13 protein-coding genes, 3 pseudogenes and 1 riboswitch are annotated in these 17,288 nt (G+C 33.3%); of the genes and pseudogenes, 13 read left to right on the top strand and 3 right to left on the bottom strand.

The features are described from left to right. The first annotated feature begins 38 nt into the window (after window positions 1-38). Entirely contained in the window at window positions 39-1,574 is a 1,536-nt protein-coding gene (guaA, locus tag HYG85_RS01015) for a glutamine-hydrolyzing GMP synthase (protein WP_212691923.1), read from the top strand. A gap of 212 nt (window positions 1,575-1,786) precedes the next feature. Here guaA and HYG85_RS01010 read toward each other — a convergent pair whose 3' ends face one another. The 3 genes from HYG85_RS01010 to HYG85_RS01000 all read right to left on the bottom strand — a co-directional run bounded on the left by HYG85_RS01010 (window position 1,787) and on the right by HYG85_RS01000 (window position 4,607). Further along, the gene (locus HYG85_RS01010; RefSeq protein WP_212691922.1) at window positions 1,787-2,791 is read right to left on the bottom strand and encodes a hypothetical protein; all 1,005 of its coding nucleotides are present in this window, start codon (window positions 2,789-2,791) and stop codon (window positions 1,787-1,789) included. 131 nt (window positions 2,792-2,922) lie between these two features. Beyond that, window positions 2,923-3,573 (bottom strand): hypothetical protein, encoded by a 651-nt coding sequence (locus tag HYG85_RS01005; protein ID WP_212691921.1) that lies wholly within the window; start codon window positions 3,571-3,573, stop codon window positions 2,923-2,925. 512 nt (window positions 3,574-4,085) lie between these two features. Beyond that, window positions 4,086-4,607 carry a helix-turn-helix domain-containing protein gene (locus HYG85_RS01000; protein WP_212691920.1) on the bottom strand — a complete coding sequence of 174 codons (522 nt, stop codon included), beginning with the start codon at window positions 4,605-4,607 and terminating at the stop codon, window positions 4,086-4,088. Window positions 4,608-4,808: 201 nt separating this feature from the next. On the opposite strand from HYG85_RS01000, the gene HYG85_RS00995 reads away from it, so the two are divergent. The 12 genes and pseudogenes from HYG85_RS00995 (at window position 4,809) to HYG85_RS24645 (ending at window position 17,114) form a co-directional block, all read left to right on the top strand. Next, the gene (locus HYG85_RS00995; protein ID WP_212691919.1) at window positions 4,809-4,994 is read left to right on the top strand and encodes a helix-turn-helix domain-containing protein; all 186 of its coding nucleotides are present in this window, start codon (window positions 4,809-4,811) and stop codon (window positions 4,992-4,994) included. A 9-nt stretch (window positions 4,995-5,003) separates the two neighbouring features. Then, a pseudogene (locus tag HYG85_RS00990) lies at window positions 5,004-5,904 on the top strand (tyrosine-type recombinase/integrase). 3 nt (window positions 5,905-5,907) lie between these two features. Then, window positions 5,908-6,243, top strand: coding sequence for a plasmid mobilization protein (locus HYG85_RS00985; protein WP_212691917.1), 336 nt, complete (start codon window positions 5,908-5,910; stop codon window positions 6,241-6,243). A 101-nt stretch (window positions 6,244-6,344) separates the two neighbouring features. Further along, window positions 6,345-7,322 carry an AAA family ATPase gene (locus tag HYG85_RS00980; protein ID WP_330619202.1) on the top strand — a complete coding sequence of 326 codons (978 nt, stop codon included), beginning with the start codon at window positions 6,345-6,347 and terminating at the stop codon, window positions 7,320-7,322. 207 nt (window positions 7,323-7,529) lie between these two features. Beyond that, on the top strand, window positions 7,530-8,669 hold the full coding sequence (locus HYG85_RS00975) for a plasmid recombination protein (RefSeq protein WP_244971261.1): 1,140 nt from the start codon (window positions 7,530-7,532) through the stop codon (window positions 8,667-8,669). Between the two features lie 28 nt (window positions 8,670-8,697). Further along, window positions 8,698-9,036, top strand: coding sequence for a TnpV protein (locus HYG85_RS00970; RefSeq protein WP_212691916.1), 339 nt, complete (start codon window positions 8,698-8,700; stop codon window positions 9,034-9,036). 573 nt (window positions 9,037-9,609) lie between these two features. Beyond that, window positions 9,610-9,984, top strand: a complete 375-nt coding sequence (locus HYG85_RS00965) for a Fic/DOC family N-terminal domain-containing protein (protein WP_212691915.1) — start codon at window positions 9,610-9,612, stop codon at window positions 9,982-9,984. Window positions 9,985-10,077: 93 nt separating this feature from the next. Beyond that, window positions 10,078-10,218, top strand: a pseudogene (locus HYG85_RS24650) (YkvA family protein); the annotation flags it as partial. A 61-nt stretch (window positions 10,219-10,279) separates the two neighbouring features. Beyond that, the gene (locus HYG85_RS00955) at window positions 10,280-12,274 is read left to right on the top strand and encodes an alpha-L-arabinofuranosidase C-terminal domain-containing protein (protein ID WP_212691913.1); all 1,995 of its coding nucleotides are present in this window, start codon (window positions 10,280-10,282) and stop codon (window positions 12,272-12,274) included. Window positions 12,275-12,985: 711 nt separating this feature from the next. Then, window positions 12,986-13,606 (top strand): P-loop NTPase family protein, encoded by a 621-nt coding sequence (locus tag HYG85_RS00950; RefSeq protein ID WP_212691912.1) that lies wholly within the window; start codon window positions 12,986-12,988, stop codon window positions 13,604-13,606. A gap of 917 nt (window positions 13,607-14,523) precedes the next feature. Next, window positions 14,524-15,414: a DUF3307 domain-containing protein gene (locus HYG85_RS00945; protein ID WP_212691911.1), complete on the top strand. Its 891-nt coding sequence runs from the start codon at window positions 14,524-14,526 to the stop codon at window positions 15,412-15,414. A gap of 367 nt (window positions 15,415-15,781) precedes the next feature. Then, a pseudogene (locus HYG85_RS24645) lies at window positions 15,782-17,114 on the top strand (NCS2 family permease). Window positions 17,115-17,123: 9 nt separating this feature from the next. Continuing rightward, window positions 17,124-17,205: riboswitch (ZMP/ZTP riboswitch) on the top strand. Window positions 17,206-17,288 lie beyond the last annotated feature (83 nt).

Below are 17,288 nucleotides of genomic sequence, written 5' to 3'. Positions count from 1 at the left end.
AACATAAATAAATAACAATCTTTAGGAGGATATAATCTATGAAGCATGAATTAGTCATTGTTTTGGATTTTGGTGGACAGTACAAACAATTGATTGCTAGACGTGTTAGAGAAGCTAGCGTTTATTGTGAAGTTATGCCTTTTGATACTCCACTTAGTAAAATAAAGGAGAAAAACCCTGTTGGTATTATATTCACAGGTGGACCAAGCGTTGTCTATGAAGAAAACGCACCTATGTTGGAAAAAGAACTATTCGAACTTGGTATTCCTGTTCTTGGAATCTGTTATGGTTCTCAATTAATGGGATATGTTCTTGGTGGTGAAGTTGAAAAAGCACAGCATAGAGAATATGGTAAAACAGATTTAACAGTCAATACTAATAATCTTATGTTTAAAGATGTAGAAGAAAATACAACATGCTGGATGAGTCATACTTATTATATAAGCAAACCACCAGTAGGTTTTGAAGTTATTGCGACTACAAAAACATGTCCAGTTGCAGCTATGGCAGATGTAGAAAAAAAATTATATGCTGTTCAATTTCATCCAGAAGTAGTTCATACACCAGAAGGAACTAAGATGTTAAGAAACTTCCTATATAATGTATGTGGCTGCAAAGGCGATTGGGTAATGACTGATTTCGCTAAAGAGCAAATTAGATTATTAAAAGAAAAAATAGGCGATAAAAAAGTATTGTGTGCTCTTTCAGGTGGTGTTGATTCATCTGTAGCTGCATTACTTATCCATAAAGCAGTAGGAAAACAATTGACTTGTATATTTGTTGACCACGGTCTTCTTCGTAAAAATGAGGGTGACGATGTAGAACGAATATTCAAGAAAGAATTTGACATGAACATTATTCGTGTTAATGCGGGAGAGCAATTCATATCAGCATTAGAAGGTGTAAGTGATCCAGAGAGAAAACGTAAGATTATCGGTGAAGAATTCATCAGAGTTTTTGAAGCTGAAGCTAAAAAAATAGGAACTGTTGATTTCTTGGTTCAAGGAACTATCTATCCAGATGTTATTGAAAGCGGAACTAAGAACGCAGCAGTTATCAAGAGTCACCATAATGTTGGAGGACTTCCTGACTATGTTGATTTCAAAGAGATTATTGAACCTCTAAGAGATCTATTCAAAGATGAAGTTAGAGATGTAGGACGTGCAATAGGTATTCCTGAATTCTTAGTAAGCCGTCAACCATTCCCAGGTCCAGGACTTGCTATAAGAATCATAGGAGATATCACTAAAGACAAAATTGCAATATTACAAGATGCAGATTATATCTTTAGAGAAGAAGTAAGAAACGCTGGTCTTGATAAAGAGATATGGCAGTATTTCGCAGTTCTTACTAATTCAAAAAGTGTTGGAGTAATGGGTGATGAAAGAACATATCATTATACTATAGCTCTAAGAGGTGTAACTAGTATAGACGGAATGACAGCTGATTGGGCTAGAATACCTTATGATGTACTAGAAAAAATGTCTGTTCGTATTGTTAATGAAGTAGATAATGTTAATAGAATTGTTTATGATATTACTAGTAAGCCACCGGCTACTATTGAGTGGGAGTAGTACCTGCTGGTTCGTGAATAAGCGATTACACACCATATATAGTGTGTAATATGATACATTTATACTATATATGGTGCTTATTCTATCTAAGAATTACTGTGATACTATTTTTGATAACAGATTGATAACAAAAAATGAGTAGAAGATAGTTTGCTCTATTTGAGGAATTCAGATCTTAATGTTTTTATGATGGTTTGTTTCAAGAAAGGAAATCATATGCCATAAAAATCTGTAGGGTCTGAACTTCTATAAATCCTAAATTTCCCATCATCAGTTTTAAGGTATGAGCTGACTAAATCTCCTCCATGATATAATTCATCATATGGTATAGCCCATTTCCTTAAATGATGGTGTAGAAAATGAGCATAAGTTTCTTGGCTCCAACCTTCAAAAGTATTGCCATAAGATTCTGTAGTAATAAAATCCATAGTCTGTAAATTTTCATTTGGCATTCTAATTGTATAATATGGTTCTTTAATTTTAGTATGCTGTTTATAATGTATTTTTGCACATATTTCTCTAAATTGTACTTCATGAATTATTTGATTTGAAAAAATGCCATACACATCATTGAACATATCTATGTTAATCCCACAATCAAGCAGAACTAGTATTAAGCCTATGTTACCTAATTGGAAATATATTAAGTCGCTTTCTAAATAATCACCCATATAATAGGTATTATCATTGTCATGTATATCATAAATAAATAGTGACCATGGTTTAGGTCCTATAAAGTTTGTTGGAAATCTGATTGTTTGTAACAGTGTATGAGTTATATCAAAGGATTTTATAACTTCATCATTTACTATTGTCTTACTGTTGGGATCGGTTCTATCGATTTTTAAAACCAAATTTTTAAATAATAATGCAAATTTAATTTTTACAATCCATTGTACAATCAACAATTCATTTAATTGCCTAATGGCATCAATCCCTGTTTCTACTGCTGATATAAATTGATTCTCAATTTGGCTTAAAATAATATTATTGCAATTTTTACAGCATGGAACAGTCAAATTTTTATACTTAATTGTAGTTTGATTTGGCAATACCATTGTCTGATTCCAAAGACTAAACTTGTTTTGCACCCATTTAGGTATAATATGCTCTTTGGAAACATTTTTATCATTTAGATTTTCTCCGCAAAGAAAGCATTGGAAATGACTGGTTGCCATATCCTCGAACGTATTATAAAAATTATGTTTTTCATCCATATATTGAATCGTATTTAACCTTTCATGTTTTAAAGAGGATAGCTATATATAGTTCCGCATCATTCAGTTTTTAATTATGTATTTTGAAATATATTAGTTCACTCAATATAATCAAAAATAATTGTAAGGTCTTATATATAAGACACTCTCGATAATTGTCTTAGCTCCTTATGTAGTTTATAATTTTGGCTTTTTGAAGTCCCATTTATTGTAGTTATTTCATCGCAAAATTCAGATAGCTTTTTAATGTTATCGTTGTAATTAAAGTAATATTTATATGGAAAACCTCTTTCGCAAACATATTCAATAAGATTAATGTTTCCATGTGTCAATATTTTTGAAAATTCATTAGCAGACAGTATATCCTGTTGACTTGGCTTTGTGCAATCATAATAGTTAGGATTACTATTTGGATGATTGTGAAATTGCAAAACTGTTGTAACATTATTTTTCTTGCAAAATTCTACTATTTCATCATAACCCCAGAATAAGGAAACGGATGAATTGTCATATCCTTTATTGACATAAAGATAAGGGAGCTTTTTATTTGATTCGAGTGCGATAATAACCCACTCGTGTTTCTTGTATTTTAATAAAGCTGCTGCTATAGTTGGAATATCATATAGAGATTCATTGATTGTGTATATTTTTCCTGTTGGCTTTAAGCTAGATTTAAATTTCCTATCTACAGAACACTCTTGTTTATTGTAATCATAGTAACTATTATGAAAGACAACTTGTCGCCCTTTGGCTAATATCTTAACTTCACTGTCGTTTAACATATTACGATGAGTAATCCAAAAGAAAAATTCATATATAATATAGAGCAGAATAATAAATAATAATAAATAAAGTATAATCACAGTTCTATCCTCGTCTTAGAAATACTTGAAAATTAAATTACATTTATGCCAAATTTAGTATATCATATGGCAACACATAAAACCAACATAGATTATTCTTTTTAGCCCAGTACACCCCTAACAAAAATCCACATATTAGGGGTAATATATGAGGAGTTTAACTCTGTAATCAATTTAAAATAATTATGGTTAGACATAGGTACGACCTGCGGACAAATAGCTTAGAAGTTCTCATATGTCTATGTTCACTCTAATTTCATGTATGATGCTGGGTTGATTATTAGTTTTTTTTTTGCTTTGTAATCAATTAATATCTTACCAACAAGTATTATCATCAATACACCTTGCATATAATTTGGCTTAGAGAGCGTTTATATGAATATTACCTGCTGGAAAAGAAAGCAAGACACCATATAGAATAATGTCTGTAATTAATCCTTGCTTAGCTTTTCTTCATTCATCTTTTTCTTCATGACAGCTAGCTTATTTAATTCTTTCTGAGTTTCATCATTACGTTGTTTAGGAAATGTATATCGCCACTCATCATAGTCATAAACGGTTATATCTTCATCTTTATAACTTTTGAAAACATTATACCAATCGCTAAGCTCACTATTCATTTCAATTCCATTTAGGGTAGCAGTAGCAAATCGCAAATAATATTTCCCATCAATCTCCGTAACCCTTAAACCATATTTATCTTCAAGTTCAAAGAAAGTATGCATCAATCCATGATAACTACTTGTATCAGCAGTTAATGCTAAAGGGCTGATATTAAGTGCATAAGCAAGTGCAGGAATAACTTCACCTTTAGGAGTACGTTTTCCACTTTCGTATTGAGCAATTCTAACATCTGCAGAATTTTCTGCAAAACCAGCTTTGATGCCCAGTTCTTTTTGAGTCCATCCCCTGAACTTTCTAAAAAATTTAATTTTTTCGCCTATGTAAGACATATTATCACCTCTGTAAATCATACTAACTGTTAATAAATATACCATGAAATAGTCGATACCGCAAGAAATATTATATAAAACTAACGAAAATGAATATATAATGCTTGACTTGTCTATATTGTTAGTGTATTATATACATACTAACGGAAAGGTTAATATTCGTAAGGCGAAATTAACTATATTGAACTACAAGGAGGTTAGATGAAGAACACATTTATTACAGCAGGTGAAGTAGCAAAGGAACTGGGGGTATCAAAGCCGTATGCTTATAAAGTCGTAAAAAGATTGAATGAGCAATTAAAGCAGGAGGGTTACCTAATAATCGCAGGACGAGTAAGTCGTAAATATTTTGAAGAAAAATTTTATGGCTTAGGAAAGGTGCAGTAGGAGGAGAGTATGTCAGTATATAAGGACAATAAAAAGAATACATGGTATGCAATCACTAGATATACTGATTGGACGGGCAAAGGAGATTATAATCCAGAAAAAGCTATTACCTTATTTCGGCGGAAAAAAAGTAAATCAGATTTTGCCAAAGGATGTAATACACTGGCAAAATGAAATGATTGCATACCGCAATGACAAAGGTGAGCCATATTCGCCCACATATCTGAAAACATTGCACAATCAATTGAGTGCAATATTTAACCATGCAGTTAGATTCTATGAGTTGAAATCTAATCCTGCAGCAAAGGCTGGAAATATGGGCAAAGAAAAGAGCAAAGAGATGCTATTCTGGACAAAGGAGGAATATCTAAAATTTGCAGATTCAATGATGGATAAGCCACTGTCATTCTATGCATTTGAGGTGCTGTATTGGTGTGGTATACGTTCAGGTGAATTACTGGCATTGACAGCTGCAGATTTTGATTTCAGCAAGAAAACAGTGCGCATAAATAAGTCCTTTCAACGCATCAAAGGTGAGGATATTATTACTGAGCCTAAAACTCCAAAGAGCAATCGTACGATTGTTATGCCGGATTTTTTAACAGAAGAAATACAAGAGTATATCAACATGATGTATGGAATCAAACCTGATGACAGGATGTTTCCTATTACAAAAAGCTATCTTCATCATGAGATGACAAGGGGTGCAAAAGAGCAAGGTATCAAGAGGATACGTGTACATGATATCCGTCATTCTCATGTTTCACTGTTAATTGAAATGGGTTTTTCTGCAGTTGCAATAGCTGACAGATTAGGTCATGAAAGTATTGATATTACATACCGTTATGCGCACCTATTTCCATCAAAACAGATGGAGATGGCAAATAGACTGGATATGGAAAGGGGGTAAACCATGCAAAAAAGGAATGACGGTAAAGGCAGATGGAGAAACAAGATTGTTTCATTCAGAATGTCAGAGCAGGAGTGGGATGAACTGAATACAAGGGTTAAATTGTCAGGCTTAAGCAAGCAGGACTATTTAATCATGCGATGTTTCGAAAAGGACATAGTGGTTGTTGGTAATCCTAGAGTGTACAAAGCACTGCGGGATGAAATGAACAGCGTATTAGTGGAACTAAAACGAGTTTCAGATGAAGCTTTATTAAGCGATGAATTGCTAGACCGATTAGAGCTGATAACTGTAACAATGGAAGGGCTGGCAATAAAAAATTCCTATCCGGCAAGATAAGAATTTTTAGCGACATAACAACTCATGGAGCTGTGTATATCTAACATTAAATAACATTATACCACAGCTCCAAATGAAAACTCAATGAAAAGGAGCAAAATTTGAACATAGAAGAACAAAAAAAACCGGAACTAAAAATCATAAACATGAGCGAAATAGAGTCCAAAGAAGTGGATTGGTTATGGTACCCATTTATACCGTATGGGAAAATTACTATAGTGCAGGGAGACCCGGGAGAAGGGAAAACAACCTTTGTCCTGCAGCTTGCAGCATTGCTGAGCAATGGTGCTGCATTACCGTGTACAGAAAATGAAACAGAAGCTATAAATATAGTATATCAAACTGCTGAAGACGGATATGAGGATACTATAAAACCTAGACTTGAAGCAGCAGGAGCAGATTGCTCAAAAATAATGTTTATAGATGAATCAGTTGGTCCGCTGTCCATGTCAGATGAAAGACTGGAGAAGGCTTTAGCTGAAACTGGAGCAAGATTAATTATCCTTGATCCAATACAAGCATACTTGGGCAGCGATGTTGATATGCACAGGGCAAATGAAATACGCCCAGTGCTGAACAGGCTTTCATCTAAAGCTGAAAGCTACAACTGTGCCATTGTTCTTATAGGACATATGAACAAGGCTAAAGGTTCAAAATCCACATACCGTGGGCTTGGGTCTATCGACTTCCAAGCTACAGCCAGAAGTGTACTTATAATTGGACGAGTTAAAGACAACCCACAGATTAGAGTGATAGCCCATGATAAGAGCTCTTTAGCTCCAGAGGGTACATCGGTAGCATTTGAACTGTGTAAGGATAACGGCTTTAAATGGCTGGGGCATTATGACATATCCGTTGATGCCCTGTTATCCGGTGGAACATCCGAGAGCAAGCAGCAGATGGCAGAAGATTTGATTGAGGATATGCTCAAGGATGGCGAAGTCAGACAAAAAGAGATTTGGGATAAGGCATCTGCAATGGGGATATCCAAGCGAGTGCTTGACCAAGCTAAGAAAAATCTGGAGGTGGAATCCAAACGCAGCGGTAATGCATGGTACTGGAAATTACCTGATTTATGATAGAGTGTTTAAGGTTGCAACATTGTAAGTTTTTAAGAACCTGCAACCTTGCAACCTTGATTTTTTTCCCAGCAGGTAAGGAGCGATAGCGACGATTAGGGTTTTGTTACTTTTTGTCAAAAGTAACGCAAAAGTACTTTCGGCATAAATTCCAAAAGTGCTTCGCGGTCGCTGAGGCGACAGGACAAATCGCAATAGGAGGTAACATTGCAAAGAAGTATAAGTGCCATGGTAGGTAAAGGTTCAATATCGCATAACCGCAGAACATTTACTGCGGAAAATGTTGATGCGGTTAGGACGAAAAACAACGTAGTTTTTCGTAGCGATAACATCAAACAAGTTTATAGCGATTTGTTTGGTGCTGCGTTGCAGCAGTATAACGACAAGCAGACACGCAAAGATAGAAGGATACCGGATTATTATGAAAAGATAAGAACAAGCAAACAGGAAAAGCTGTTTCATGAAGTTATATTTCAAATCGGCAATAAAGATGATATGAATATAAGAGATGAAAATGGCACACTGGCAAAAGCAATCTTGACTGAGTTCATGGATAGTTTTCAGGAGCGTAATCCGCAGCTTAGAGTATTCTCAACACATCTCCATATGGACGAGGAAACGCCACATTTGCATATAGATTTTGTACCGTTTACTACAGGTAGTAAGCGTGGTTTGGAGACGAGAGTTTCACTAAAAAAGGCACTAGCACAGCAAGGCTTTGTAGGTGGCTCCAGAAGTGAAACGGAATGGAATAAATGGATACAGGCTGAGAAAAAAGAATTATCGGCTGTCATGGAACGGCATGGAGTTGAGTGGAAACAGCTCGGTACTAATAATCCGCACCTTAGTGTACTGGAGTATAAAAAACAGGAGCGTACAAAAGAGGTTGAAGCTCTTGAAGCTGAGGTAAATCGTATTGAGTCTAAGCTCAAGGATTTACATGATAGTGAGGATTATGTCAGCCTGAATGTAGATAAATACTACACAAGTGCAGAATGGCAGGTACCAACTGTCCTACCGATGATGGGAGCAAAGGGCTATAGGGAACGGCTGGTCATTCCACTTGTAAATAACCTCAAGGCTGTAATTAAAACGGTTGTATCACAATACCTGCATCTCAAAAACAGCTACAAAGAACTGATGCAAAATGTCAGCAATATGAAAAAAGAGATTAAATCACTTAATAGTCATATTAAAAGGGCTATGTTTGAGCGTGGACAATTTGAAGAAAAAGCCGAAGACCTAGACAGGCTGGTTGATGTGATCGGTAAGGACAAAGCTGAAAGCATCTTGAACAAGCCTGTACCGGAAAGAACAAAAACGACCAGAGGGTGGATGGAGCGATAAGCTTTTTCACAAATAAAAGGAGAAAATCATGAAAACAAAAGAATTACCATTATACAATTATTCAGACGAAAACGATCTAATCTATGAACTAGATGATGAGGATATTTATTATCCGATTATCCTTGCCATCAGTGCTGAGAAGAACTGTAGCAGCTCAGTTAAAGCTAGGACAAAGCTGGAGCACATGAAAGAGCATGATCTAGCATATTATGTTGAATTAGTTAAGCAAGATAAACTGAACGATCATATCCTGAAATATTTATCACAGCTTAAAGAACTGACCAATCAAATATTCTCTGGGATGGAAATACAAGATGAGATGGGTAGAATGATGGCAGAGGAAATAGCACGGGATCGCTTGCTGTAAACTAATAACTTTGCCGCTGATGTTGTTTATTAACGGCAAAGTCACTAATTTATGTATATGAATATTATACATTTTCAAAATTTATGATGAGAAATGTGATTTGTACAGCGACAGTGTACAGCAAAATCATGTGACGCTGTACATAGTTGATGTACAGAAATGGATGGATTTTAAGTGGATTTATAGCTGTGATGTACATAATTTTTATGGTGTTATAGAATGAAAGGTGCATATTATTCGGCGCTATAAATTATTATTCTGTTTTTTGAAGGCAATTTAACATTTTAAATGTACATTCAGCATGAATAATGTTAGCTTAAAAAAGATGACACCCACTATGTCAGACATGTAGCTTGGTTGTCACACATAGTGGGTGACAAATATAATGGCAAATATACAATTTTAGGGAATGGCGTCATACACAGTGGGTGTAAAAATAGAGAGCTAATCATGAACATGAGCAAATTTTTCCTATAAAAAATAAACGTGCGCAAAAAATAATGATATTTTCCTACGTTGCTTGCGTATTGGGAAAATATGTTGTATAATAAATTAAATTGACTGGAGACTTATATGAAAGATTTTATTTTAACTCCGTTACCTCCAAGTAAAAACCTTGAATCAAATAGAGTATTAAAGCAATTAGCTTCTTCTCATCGTGCTTTAGCTGAACTTAATGGCTATGCTAATATTATTCCAAACAAGAATATATTAATCAATGCTGTTACTATTAATGAAGCAAAGGATAGTTCAGAAATCGAGAATATTGTAACTACTCATGATGAACTATATAAAGCTATGGCACAAAAAACACTTAATAATAGTGCTGGCAAAGAGGTAGTAAACTATAGGTCAGCATTATGGTATGATAAGAGTAGAACGTATAGTAAAGTAAGTAGTTTATGTATTGTCCAATTTGGGTATAAACATGTTAAATTACAAGGTTAAAAAAATGAGATAAAAATTTGAAAGGTTAAGATGAAACTACAAGAAAATGCGAAAAAACTAAAACAGGAGATCGGGACTCTATTTTATTCTTATAGAGATGTAAGGACCCCGCTATTTGCTAAAGTGTTATCAGTTATCATGGTTGGGTATGCTTTAAGTCCCATTGATTTTATACCAGATTTTATACCAATAATTGGTTACTTAGATGACATTATCTTGTTACCTATTGGAATATAGGAATCATGATAACAAAATATAATTCAAAATAAATTAAAAAAATTATTGGAGGAAGAAAATGGTGGATTTTAATTTGAAAATTGATGCAAACAATACAGTGAGAAAGGTAAGTGATACACTTTTTGGATTATTTCTTGAAGATATCAACTATGCTTGTGATGGTGGATTGAATGCGAATATGGTCAATAACCATAGCTTTGATGCGGTCTATATGGAAAATGAAGGCGTCAGTTCAGTTAGAATGGCCATAGGTTTAGTCAGAAAAGTAAATGCAAAGGTGGATAGACTTCGATATTGGAAATGTATAGGTGGTTCTCTGGAGAGTCTGCATGAAAATCCTGTGTCTAATGATAGTTGGAGTGCCAGAATCAGGAGCCAAGGAAAATGTAGACTGGAAAACAAAGGCTATAATGGAAGTAGAATACATGCAAATAGCAACGCGATGTCAATTGTGGATAGAAAAGAATATGAATTTACATGTTGGATTCGGAAAAAGGATTTTAATGGCAACGTAAAGGTATTTTTAGAAGATGAGCGTGGACAGGTCATAACACAGATTAAAACAATCAAAATTACTGAACAATGGGTATTTGTTAAAGAAATCTTAAAAGGTACCAAAACCGAGTATGGAAAGCTCGTAATTGCATTAGATGGTGAGGGTGTTTTAGATATCGATTGCATAAGCTTAATGGATTGCGACATTTGGGGAAAAGAAAATCCAAAATGGAGTCAAGGTAAGCTTCGAAAAGATTTGGTAGAAGTGCTTAGGGACTTAAATCCAAAGTTCTTGAGATTTCCAGGGGGGTGTATTGTAGAAGGCGCTGAGCTAGGTAACGAGTATCAGTGGAAACACAGTGTTGGCCCAATTTTAGACAGAAAACCAAACTATAATTTATGGGCTGCTGATACACCCGATGGAGGATATAGTCAATCACTCCAAGTTGGATTTTATGAGTACTTTCTTTTATGTGAGGATTTAAATATAGAGCCACTACCCGTTGTATGGGCAGGTTTAAATTGTCAGATACGAAAAAGAGGTAAATTAGAACTTGATGCCCCAGATTTTTATGAGCGGGTTATACAGAATGCCCTTGATTTAATTGATTATGCAACTGGAGATCCTACGACGAATAAATGGGCTAAATTACGTGCAGAAGCAGGACATCCAGAGCCATTTCAATTAAATTATATCGGATTAGGAAATGAAAATTTAGGTGAAGATTACATTCATCGTTTTGGGATGATAAAAAAAGAAATTGATGCGAAATATCCTGGCATCACGTGTATCATGTCTTCAGGCGCATTACCGGATGGAAAAGCTTTCGAGTTGTCATGGAATAAGGCTAAGGAGAAATTCCCTGATATTTACATCGATGAGCATTTTTATAAAAAGCCAGAGTGGGTAGAAAGTAGATATCAGCGCTATGATAATTATGAGCGAGGTACAGCAAAAGTATTTCTTGGAGAGTATGCAGCAAAAGATTTACTTAAGGATGGCATTTTATCAAAAAAATTTATTCCGAATCGCTATAAAACAGCTTTAGCTGAAGCAGCTTTTATTACTGGATTAGAACGTAATTCAGACGTAGTTGCAATGAGTTGTTATGCACCATTGTTCTGTTTAGTTGAAGGGAACCAATGGCGACATAACCTCATTGATTTTAATCCTGCGCATACTTTGAAAACTGCCAATTACTTTGTTCAGCAAATGTTTGCGACAACAGTGGGTAATAAAGTAATCGGTATCGATTCAGATTTACCAAAAGGTATTTATTGCAGTGCTACCAAGAAAGCGAATAAGGTCATCATTAAGCTGGTCAATACAAATAGAAATTCAGTTATAGCTAAAATTGATTTGATAAATGTAAAAGCTACAATAGCCCAAATTACATATTTGAATGCCAATAGTCTGCGTTCTATGAATCAATTAAGCTTTAAGGGTGAACCTGTTTATGAGATAGAGCCTCACTGTAAGGATGTTAATATAAAACTGGATACATTTGCATTAAGTATTGAGAAGTGGGCTTTTTATGTCATTGAGATCGAACAATAATTATGTGTGGAGTAGGCTTATAATCTGCGTAGTTTGTACGGTTTTGGAAACTAATCCTGAATTATTCATGAACCTATGAAATCACCGAAAATCGAGCATATTATGATTTGAATTATGGTTTATTGCCTTAACAGATAAGATTTATTGATTCCTCTTCCAAAAAAAGCGCAGACTTATCCTGTTAGCTCAATTCATACTCGATTTTCAGTTTTCAAGGTTCAACAGTTGCTGTCATTCCAGCTGCGGAAGTTGCCTGATATTCTCTAGGACTTCATAGAATTCATCCTTGTGTGGGCAGCTGCTGCAGAGTCCAGGTCCAGCAGAACTTGTTCTGGCAGATGAAGTCCATAGGCAACGGATATTTGATATATGCAATAATAAACGAGTTATAACAATCAACTCAAAAGAGACATTGCATATATGCTTGAGTAAAATGAAAGAAACTGATTACTGAACTCGATTTCCTGCAAGGTGATCTTTTAGATAAAATAAGCAACTTGAGAAAAGAGCGTATAATAGTATCTAAAGAAATATTCTCAAAAAAACTTGAGATTAAGAAAATTTATGATGATATAAAAGTTCAGATAGATGACACATTAAAAGAGCTTAATGATCAATCAATAGAAATCATTAGTTGTTTTAAATTTGAAGATAGTTTTGAGGCCATATTTTTGAATTTTATATAAAAAGAAAATTGGATCATTTTATGGAATGGAAAATAGTAAAAAAATGCTTTGGGAGAATGTTGTAGAGGACCGAAACTTTGAAAGTAAAGAGGACGTTGAAGAATTCCTAAAACGTGTAGTAGAATATTTAGAAACAGATATGCGGACTGATCAAATGGCTAGTACATATATTGGTGATATTGTGAGTAATAGAAATGAATTTTACTCATATGTTTTCTCAATGGATTTTCTTTCTCCTAAATATGAAATGATGCAAAATGGAAAGAGTCTTGATGAACTATCACCGGGTGAAAAAGGTGCATTGTTGTTGGTGTTTTATCTTGCACTAGATAAAACAGAAATGCCAATTATGATTGATCAACCAGAAGATAACTTAGATAATCATTCTGTAGCAAAGATTCTTGTTCCATATATAAAGTCAGCCAAAGAACACAGACAAATCATCATGGTTACTCACAACCCTAATTTAGCAATTGTTGCAGATGCTGAACAGATAATATATGTTAATATTGACAAATCGAATGGAAACAAATTTGAATGTAGTACTGGTAGTATAGAGAACTCAGAGATTAATGAAAAGATTGTTGATGTTTTGGAAGGAACTATGCCTGCATTTAAAACAAGAAGTAATAAGTACCATGAATAATACGATATAATGGTCTTATAGTAATGTATCTAAAAAAGTTTTAACTAGTAAGATAGGTCTTTATTATGCTAGCCTGTGTTTAATGCATAAAGTATTTTACCAATTTGCTGATATAGGTACTTTTAATTATAATGGATATTAACAAATAATTGATATATGGGTTGCTATAATAATGAAAATTAAAATGGGAAAAAACAGTAAAATCAATTAATATGGTTAAGAAGATATTGGACTAATAATAGTAAACATAGTTTCATATAAAGTTTGATTCTTAGTTATTTATTAAAAATAATTAAAAAGTATTGCATTAAAATTTATACTGATGTATACTATAAGACATATTATTATTTTTTTTGTATACCTATATTGTTGATAGGCAGTTATTATTAAAGATCCTTGTGGGCATATTAGTATTAAGTAGTGTTTAGTGTGCATTTTTTGCATTTTTATAGAATTGAAAATTGAATATATTAGATTATAAAGCACTTAGAGAAGTTTTAACTTTTTTAAGTGCTTTTTTATATTTAATTTTTGCAGAGTAGAAGTACTCTAACTTTGATAGCTTCCAAATATTATACCATGAAAGATGGGTGAGAGGATTTTGTTTATCTTACCAACTATTGTAATACTAGTAATAAATACATGTGATACTCAAATATGAATGATAATAACAGCAAGAATTAATTCTAAGGGTTAATACTTAAAAAAATGTTTAGTGATATGACAAGAGGTTATAAAGATTTAATATCTAATAAATACTTGCTTACCGTTATACGATACTACATTAAGCAAATATAACTGTAAACCTTATGATGAGTGTGTGGAGGCAAAAGAACTGTTAGTACTCATGGGCAGTTACAAAAATATTAGTATAGATAAAATTGTACATAATTGTTATTAGGGGGAAAAGAATAGAAATGAAATTACTGTTATATTTAATATTAGCTCATTTAGTAGCTGACTTTGTTTTACAAAGTGACCAATTAGTCAAATCTAAAAATGATTATTACAAAGAATTTAATAAATATATATCTATTAAGAATCCATTATTAAAACATGGAATTTTAGTATTATTATCAATGCAAATATTACATTTGTTTTATGATAATTCGTTATTAATTATATTAATGACAATAATAATTACAACAGGCCATCTTTTGATTGATCATAAAAAGCTAATAATAACTCAACAATCCTGTAAAAATGGTCTTCTGTATTTTAGTTTAGAGCAATTTTTACATTTATTATGGATATACTTTGCAAGTATATTTTTTAAAGTATCATATACACAGAAGTATATATGGTTGTTTGGTAGTTATAAATCAAAATATAATAATGGCGAAATAGAGATACCAGATATTGATACATATATTCTAGGTAGCATTATAATACTAATACTTTTTTCAATAGTAGCAGGATCTGTAATTTCATTTATACTTGAGAAGCTTAAAATTGTTAATAATGAGGTAGATGTACATGTAATAGAAATATCAAATGTAATGATTGAAGAAGGTGGGGTGAGTGATGTACAAGAAGAAATAGCTGTTAGCAATGAGCCATCATTAGCGATGAGTAAAACCAATCAAAAAATAGGAATTAAAATAGGTATTATTGAACGATTACTTGTAATTATTTTTGTTGCTATGGGACAATATAGTGCTATGGGATTAATACTTGCAGTAAAATCTATAACAAGATTCGAAGAATTAAAAAATAAAAAAAAATCTGAGTACTATTTATTAGGAACTTTGCTAAGTTTTTTATTTGGAATATTAGGGGGCTTATTGATAAAAAGGTTGATAGATTAGGAAAAAGACGTATTTGATTAATAAAAATAATAGGTGATATATATAATTGGACAGTCTATTATTGAATAAATAACAAAGTGATTGAGTAATATATCAGTGGTTATGACCTAGCCCAAACGACGGGTAGTCTAACCACTTTCTCAACCAATGTCTTGCAATTTATTCAATTATCCCTCACATAACCTCACCCACTAATTATCCCTCTAATCTACTAAAATAGACATATAGTAAGAAAATAACTTTCCAACCTACAAAAAACCCGAATATTTATCCTGAAATAACAAAAAATATTCGGATTTATATTGACATGGAAAATTTTCTCTGATAAAATAAAGTTTGTAATAGAATATCGGATGGAGGGTTAAAGATGGAAAGATTCTTTAAACTTAAACAAAACAATACCAATGTAAAGACTGAAATATTTGCTGGTATTACTACTTTCATGACAATGGCATACATATTAATTGTTAATCCAAGTATATTATCTGGATTACAAACAGCTGATGGATTCATACCTACTGGTATGGATAAAGGTGCAATATTTACTGCAACAGCATTAGCGGCAGTTATCGGTACATTGATAATGGCTTTAGTAGCTAATTATCCATTTGCACTTGCTCCAGGTATGGGACTTAACGCATTCTTTGCTTTTACTGTAGTTCTTAAGATGGGATACAGTTGGCAAGTAGCTCTAACAGCAGTATTTGTAGAAGGTATCATTTTCATAGTTTTAACATTTGTTAATGTCAGAGAGGCATTATTCAATGCTATACCAATGAACCTTAAATATGCAGTTAGTGCAGGTATCGGTTTATTCATTGCTTTTATTGGTTTACAAAATGCAGGTATAGTAGTTGCTGACCCTGCAACATTGGTTACACTTGGTGATATGACTTCAGGAGCAGTTATACTTGCTGTTATTGGTGTTTTAGTCACTGCAATATTAGTTGTATTAAAAGTTAAAGGATCAATATTATTAGGTATCTTGATTACTTGGAATGATATCTGAAGGAATTGGAATATTCCATCCACAGTTCAGTGTAATTCCAACAAGTATTTTCTCAGCACCTCCTAGCATAGCTCCAATAGCATTCCAATTTGATTTTAGTGCATTGGCTTTAGCTAACTTCTGGGTTGTTGTTTTCTCATTCCTATTTGTTGACTTATTTGATACATTAGGAACTTTGATAGGTGTTTCTAGTAAAGCTGGATACCTTGACAAAGATGGTAAACTACCAAAGATCAAACATGCATTATTTGCAGACTCAGTTGCTACAGTAGCTGGAGCATGTTTAGGTACTTCAACAACAACAACATATGTTGAGAGTGCATCAGGAGTAGCTGATGGTGGTAGAACTGGATTAACATCTTTAACAACAGCAGTATTTTTTGTACTTGCATTATTCTTCTCACCAATATTACTTTCAGTTCCAGCATTTGCAACTGCACCAGCATTAATAATTGTTGGATTCTATATGATAGAATCTATTGCTAAAGTAGATTTCAGTGATTTCACAGAAGCTATACCAGCATTCTTAACAATTTTAGTTATGCCTTTATCATATAGTATTTCAGAAGGTATTGTGTTTGGAGTAGTTTCATATGTAGTTATTAACTTATGTGTGAAGAAGGGTAAAAAAGTTCACCCAATAATGTATATACTTTCAATACTATTTGTGTTAAAATACATATTATTATAAAATTAAATATTTCTTCTGTATGACTGGCGGAAGTGGGAGTACCCACAGGGAGTACAGAATTATAATTATGCCGACCGCCTGGGCAATAGACCGTTATGGAGTCTATGTGCTCAGGCGGTCTTTTATTATCTTAGTGATAAGCATTCTGCTTTTCATGTCTTATTAATTAATAGA

Origin of the sequence: Vallitalea guaymasensis (assembly GCF_018141425.1) — a bacterium.
GTDB lineage: Bacteria > Bacillota > Clostridia > Lachnospirales > Vallitaleaceae > Vallitalea > Vallitalea guaymasensis.
Note: the sequence above shows the minus strand (reverse complement) of the source record. Positions and strands in the feature narration are given on the sequence as shown.

Bases quoted from the DNA above. Each gene is read 5' to 3' on its own strand.
- guaA (WP_212691923.1), top strand. From the start codon at position 39: ATGAAGCATGAATTAGTCATTGTTTTGGATTTTGGTGGACAGTACAAA.
- HYG85_RS01010 (WP_212691922.1), bottom strand. From the start codon at position 2,791: ATGGATGAAAAACATAATTTTTATAATACGTTCGAGGATATGGCAACC.
- HYG85_RS01005 (WP_212691921.1), bottom strand. From the start codon at position 3,573: ATGTTAAACGACAGTGAAGTTAAGATATTAGCCAAAGGGCGACAAGTT.
- HYG85_RS01000 (WP_212691920.1), bottom strand. From the start codon at position 4,607: ATGTCTTACATAGGCGAAAAAATTAAATTTTTTAGAAAGTTCAGGGGA.
- HYG85_RS00995 (WP_212691919.1), top strand. From the start codon at position 4,809: ATGAAGAACACATTTATTACAGCAGGTGAAGTAGCAAAGGAACTGGGG.
- HYG85_RS00985 (WP_212691917.1), top strand. From the start codon at position 5,908: ATGCAAAAAAGGAATGACGGTAAAGGCAGATGGAGAAACAAGATTGTT.
- HYG85_RS00970 (WP_212691916.1), top strand. From the start codon at position 8,698: ATGAAAACAAAAGAATTACCATTATACAATTATTCAGACGAAAACGAT.
- HYG85_RS00965 (WP_212691915.1), top strand. From the start codon at position 9,610: ATGAAAGATTTTATTTTAACTCCGTTACCTCCAAGTAAAAACCTTGAA.
- HYG85_RS00955 (WP_212691913.1), top strand. From the start codon at position 10,280: ATGGTGGATTTTAATTTGAAAATTGATGCAAACAATACAGTGAGAAAG.
- HYG85_RS00950 (WP_212691912.1), top strand. From the start codon at position 12,986: ATGGAAAATAGTAAAAAAATGCTTTGGGAGAATGTTGTAGAGGACCGA.
- HYG85_RS00945 (WP_212691911.1), top strand. From the start codon at position 14,524: ATGAAATTACTGTTATATTTAATATTAGCTCATTTAGTAGCTGACTTT.